We start from the raw sequence: 3,796 nt of genomic DNA on the forward strand, positions 1-3,796 counted from the left end.
ATATGACGACTAGCCAGCATTTTGCCAGCATGTTTCGCGGGTTGATAGAGCTGGCGCATCAACGGCTCATGCCTGGCTGAGCGGACGCGGTGTGGCGGGTTTGGCAAATGTACCGCTGGCGTTATACAGCGCCGGCGCTTCACCGCCGGTGAGGATCTTCAGCTGATTGGCCGTGGCGGCCTGCTGGATCTGGATCGACTGGCCGTTCTTGAGGTTGGCGGCCTGGCATTGAGCGATCAGATCGGTCAATGCATCGCCTTGCGCCAACAACTGCTCACCAATGCTCGACTGGCCAGCCAGTTGCTCCAGACCGCTGCGGTCTGTCGGCAAGTTGAGGCTGGCGAGGATTTCACTGCGCTTGCGGCCATGCTGTTCAAGCAGAATGATCAATGCCTGTTTATGCGCCAGAATGTTTTCCAGCAAGGGCATGTCGCGACCGTGCAACGCGAGGGATTCGGTTTGCAGCAACTCCAGCAATTGTTGAGCTGGAGCAAAGTCGTCGTTGATCAATTGCAATAAATTAGTGTCGTGCATGGCTGGCCTTGGGTTTTAAGCGTCCAAAAGCCTGGCGCCGGCAAAAGCCTAGCGCTGGGCTTCGAAGTTGAGCAGTTTGCTGGCTACACGGTTGCTGTCGACTTTATAGCTGCCATCGGCAATCGCGGCTTTCAACTCGGCCACACGGGCTTTGTCGACAGCAGGCTGATCGCGCAGCTTGTCAGTGACCTTCTGCAACTGTTGAGCCTCATTGCTGAGGTGTACCGATTCCCCGCTTTTTGCGGTACTGGCCGGTTCGGCCTGGGTATTCAGCGGCGCGGAGGTGCCGGTTTCGGCGGTTTCCTTGGCGTTGCTGGTACGTGTACTGCCCGTAAGTGACGAGGAGCTGTTCAAACGGCTGAAATCGATGACCATGATAAAAACCTCTGGGAATTTGGACGCTTGCCATGTTTTCGGCCATCCCCTGGAAAACTTTAGGCACATTTACAATGAGCCTTGCATGCGCCGGCGCGTGTCCTGCTGCGGCACAGTTTAGGGAACAGCCGGGGTCAGCGCCAGTTTTCTACATCGCCACTTCCACTTGGCCGGGCGCGGTGACTTGCGCCTTGATGACCCGTTGCGAGTTGAGGTTTTTCACCCGGATCTGTTCTTTCAAACCACCATTGGCCAGCGCTTCCCCGGGCATGCGCACGGCGAGCGTGCCGCTGCGGGCAGTGATGACCACTTGATCACCCTTGCGAATGACTTCCGCCTGTTCCAGATGGACCAGGGTAATGACCTGATCGGCTACCGTTGGTCGGGTTAATTTCTGCCCGATCGCTTCGTCTACCGAGGTCAGAAAGCCTTGGTTGATCGTGCTCACGTCGCGTTCACGCAGGGTCACGTCCTGTGCTTCGATGATCCCTGCACGTTTCAGCGGTCGGGTGGTTGTCACAATCTCGCGAAACAGGCGGACTTGAGCGGGCACGAACACAGTCCAGGGCGAGGCGCCCTCACAGCGGACCTTCACGGTAACCCGGCCCAGCGGACGTGCCGGACTCTCCAAAGTCGCTGTCAATTCCTTGTCGCACATAGGCATGCGCATACGAGGGTCGAGCTGGTTTACTTCGATCTCGTAGCGGCCTTCCGTTTGACTGGTGGCCAGATAGTCTTCTACGGTGAACTCAAGAAAGCCCTGAGTGACGCCGATAAGCATGTCAGGCAAGGTAACCGCATCAGCAATGGCAGGGCTGCCAGCGAAAAAGCAGCAGACGGCGGACATCGCGCAAAGGTTTTTGCGAGCGCGGGAGGTCAGGTGTCGGAAAAATGTCGTTTGAGCGTTCATACGAGTTAAAAAGCAAGCGCCGTGCCGTTTAGCAATGAATGTGCGTCGCAACAACACTTGGCGTTGGTGTAGGAGTCTGGGCATGGCTGGTGTAATGGATTCGGTGAACCAGCGCACGCAACTGGTGGGGCAGAATCGCCTGGAGCTGTTGTTGTTCCGTCTCGACGGTCAGCAGCTCTACGGAATCAACGTGTTCAAGGTGCGGGAAGTGTTGCAGTGCCCGTCGCTGACGTTGATGCCCAAGTCCAGTCCTGTCGTGTGCGGGGTGGCAAATATCCGGGGGGCGACCATTCCGATCCTTGATCTGGCAATGGCCACCGGTTCCGGAGCGTTGAAGGACAAGAACAACCCGTTCGTGATCATCACGGAGTACAACACCAAGACCCAGGGTTTCCTGGTCCGCTCGGTGGAGCGCATCGTCAACATGAACTGGGAAGAGATTCATCCACCGCCCAAGGGCACGGGTCGCGATCACTACCTGACCGCTGTGACTCGGGTGGACAATCAGTTAGTCGAAATCATCGACGTCGAGAAAGTGCTGGCGGAAGTTGCGCCGACACCGGAAGCGATTTCGGTGGGCGTGGTCGATGTCGAGACCCAGACCAAGGCACTGTCATTGCGTGTCTTGACGGTCGATGACTCGTCGGTGGCGCGCAAGCAGGTCACGCGTTGTCTGCAGACAATCGGGGTCGAAGTGGTGGCGCTGAACGACGGCAAACAGGCGCTGGATTACCTGCGCAAGCTGGTCGATGAGGGCAAGAAGCCGGAAGAAGAGTTCCTGATGATGATTTCCGACATCGAGATGCCGGAGATGGACGGGTACACCCTGACGGCGGAAATCCGCGGCGACGCACGCATGCAAAAGCTTCATATCATCCTGCATACTTCGTTGTCGGGGGTATTCAACCAGGCGATGGTCAAGAAAGTCGGTGCAGATGACTTTTTGGCCAAATTCCGTCCTGATGACCTCGCATCCCGGGTAGTCGACCGGATCAAAGCAGCAGATATCAGCTAGGGGCGTTTTGCTCCTGGCGGTCAACACGATTTAAGAGGCGGCATCATTGTCTACGGGTAATTTGGATTTCGAACAGTTCCGGGTCTTCCTGGAAAAAGCCTGTGGCATTCTGCTCGGTGAAAACAAGCAGTACCTGGTCTCGAGCCGTCTCAACAAACTGATGGAGCAGCAAGGCATCAAATCCCTGGGTGAGCTGGTTCAGCGCATCCAGACCCAGCCGCGCAGCGGTTTGCGCGAGCAGGTAGTTGATGCCATGACGACCAACGAAACCCTGTGGTTTCGTGACACCTATCCGTTTGAAGTCTTGAAGAACAAGGTGCTGCCTGAAGCGATCAAGGCCAGCCCCAACCAGCGCTTGCGGATCTGGTCAGCGGCGTGCTCGTCGGGCCAGGAACCGTACTCGCTGTCGATGTCGATCGACGAGTTCGAGCGGACCAATCTTGGTCAGTTGAAGATGGGCGTGCAGATTGTTGCCACCGATCTGTCCGGTCTTATGCTGACCAACTGCAAGACCGGCGAGTACGACAGCCTGGCCATCGGTCGTGGTTTGTCGCCGGAACGCCTGCAGCGTTACTTCGACCCGAAAGGGCCGGGGCGCTGGGTGATCAAGGCGCCGATCAAGAACCGCGTGGAGTTCCGCTCGTTCAACCTGCTCGACAGCTATGCTGCGCTGGGCAAATTCGACATCGTGTTCTGCCGCAACGTGTTGATCTACTTCTCTGCCGAAGTGAAGAAAGACATCCTGTTGCGCATTCACAGCACGTTGAAGCCGGGCGGTTATCTGTTCCTTGGCGCTTCCGAAGCGCTGAACGGTTTGCCGGACCATTACCAGATGGTGCAGTGCAGCCCGGGGATTATTTACCAGGCGAAATAACCGTATCGGCAACACCAAAAAACGGCAGGTCCCAAAAAGACCTGCCGTTTTTTATGCCCAAAGAAATTCTCCCTGACACCATAAACCC

5 protein-coding genes are annotated in these 3,796 nt (G+C 56.8%); 2 read left to right on the forward strand and 3 right to left on the reverse strand.

Going from position 1 to position 3,796, the window contains the following annotated elements; genetic code table 11:
- Positions 1-66: 66 nt before the first annotated feature.
- The 3 genes from AC1DVF_RS28605 to flgA all read right to left on the reverse strand — a co-directional run bounded on the left by AC1DVF_RS28605 (position 67) and on the right by flgA (position 1,819).
- On the reverse strand, positions 67-534 hold the full coding sequence (locus AC1DVF_RS28605) for a flagella synthesis protein FlgN (RefSeq protein ID WP_099756941.1): 468 nt from the start codon (positions 532-534) through the stop codon (positions 67-69).
- 48 nt (positions 535-582) lie between these two features.
- Positions 583-909 (reverse strand): flagellar biosynthesis anti-sigma factor FlgM, encoded by a 327-nt coding sequence (gene flgM, locus AC1DVF_RS28610; RefSeq protein WP_077574151.1) that lies wholly within the window; start codon positions 907-909, stop codon positions 583-585.
- Between the two features lie 148 nt (positions 910-1,057).
- Positions 1,058-1,819: a flagellar basal body P-ring formation chaperone FlgA gene (gene flgA, locus AC1DVF_RS28615; RefSeq protein ID WP_477783559.1), complete on the reverse strand. Its 762-nt coding sequence runs from the start codon at positions 1,817-1,819 to the stop codon at positions 1,058-1,060.
- 82 nt (positions 1,820-1,901) lie between these two features.
- Between flgA and AC1DVF_RS28620 the strand changes: the two genes are divergently transcribed.
- The gene (locus AC1DVF_RS28620; protein ID WP_007917585.1) at positions 1,902-2,834 is read left to right on the forward strand and encodes a chemotaxis protein CheV; all 933 of its coding nucleotides are present in this window, start codon (positions 1,902-1,904) and stop codon (positions 2,832-2,834) included.
- A gap of 46 nt (positions 2,835-2,880) precedes the next feature.
- Positions 2,881-3,708 (forward strand): protein-glutamate O-methyltransferase CheR, encoded by an 828-nt coding sequence (cheR, locus tag AC1DVF_RS28625; RefSeq protein ID WP_016983976.1) that lies wholly within the window; start codon positions 2,881-2,883, stop codon positions 3,706-3,708.
- Positions 3,709-3,796: the final 88 nt, after the last annotated feature.

The sequence above is a fragment of the Pseudomonas sp. P4_D7 genome, from assembly GCF_056401755.1.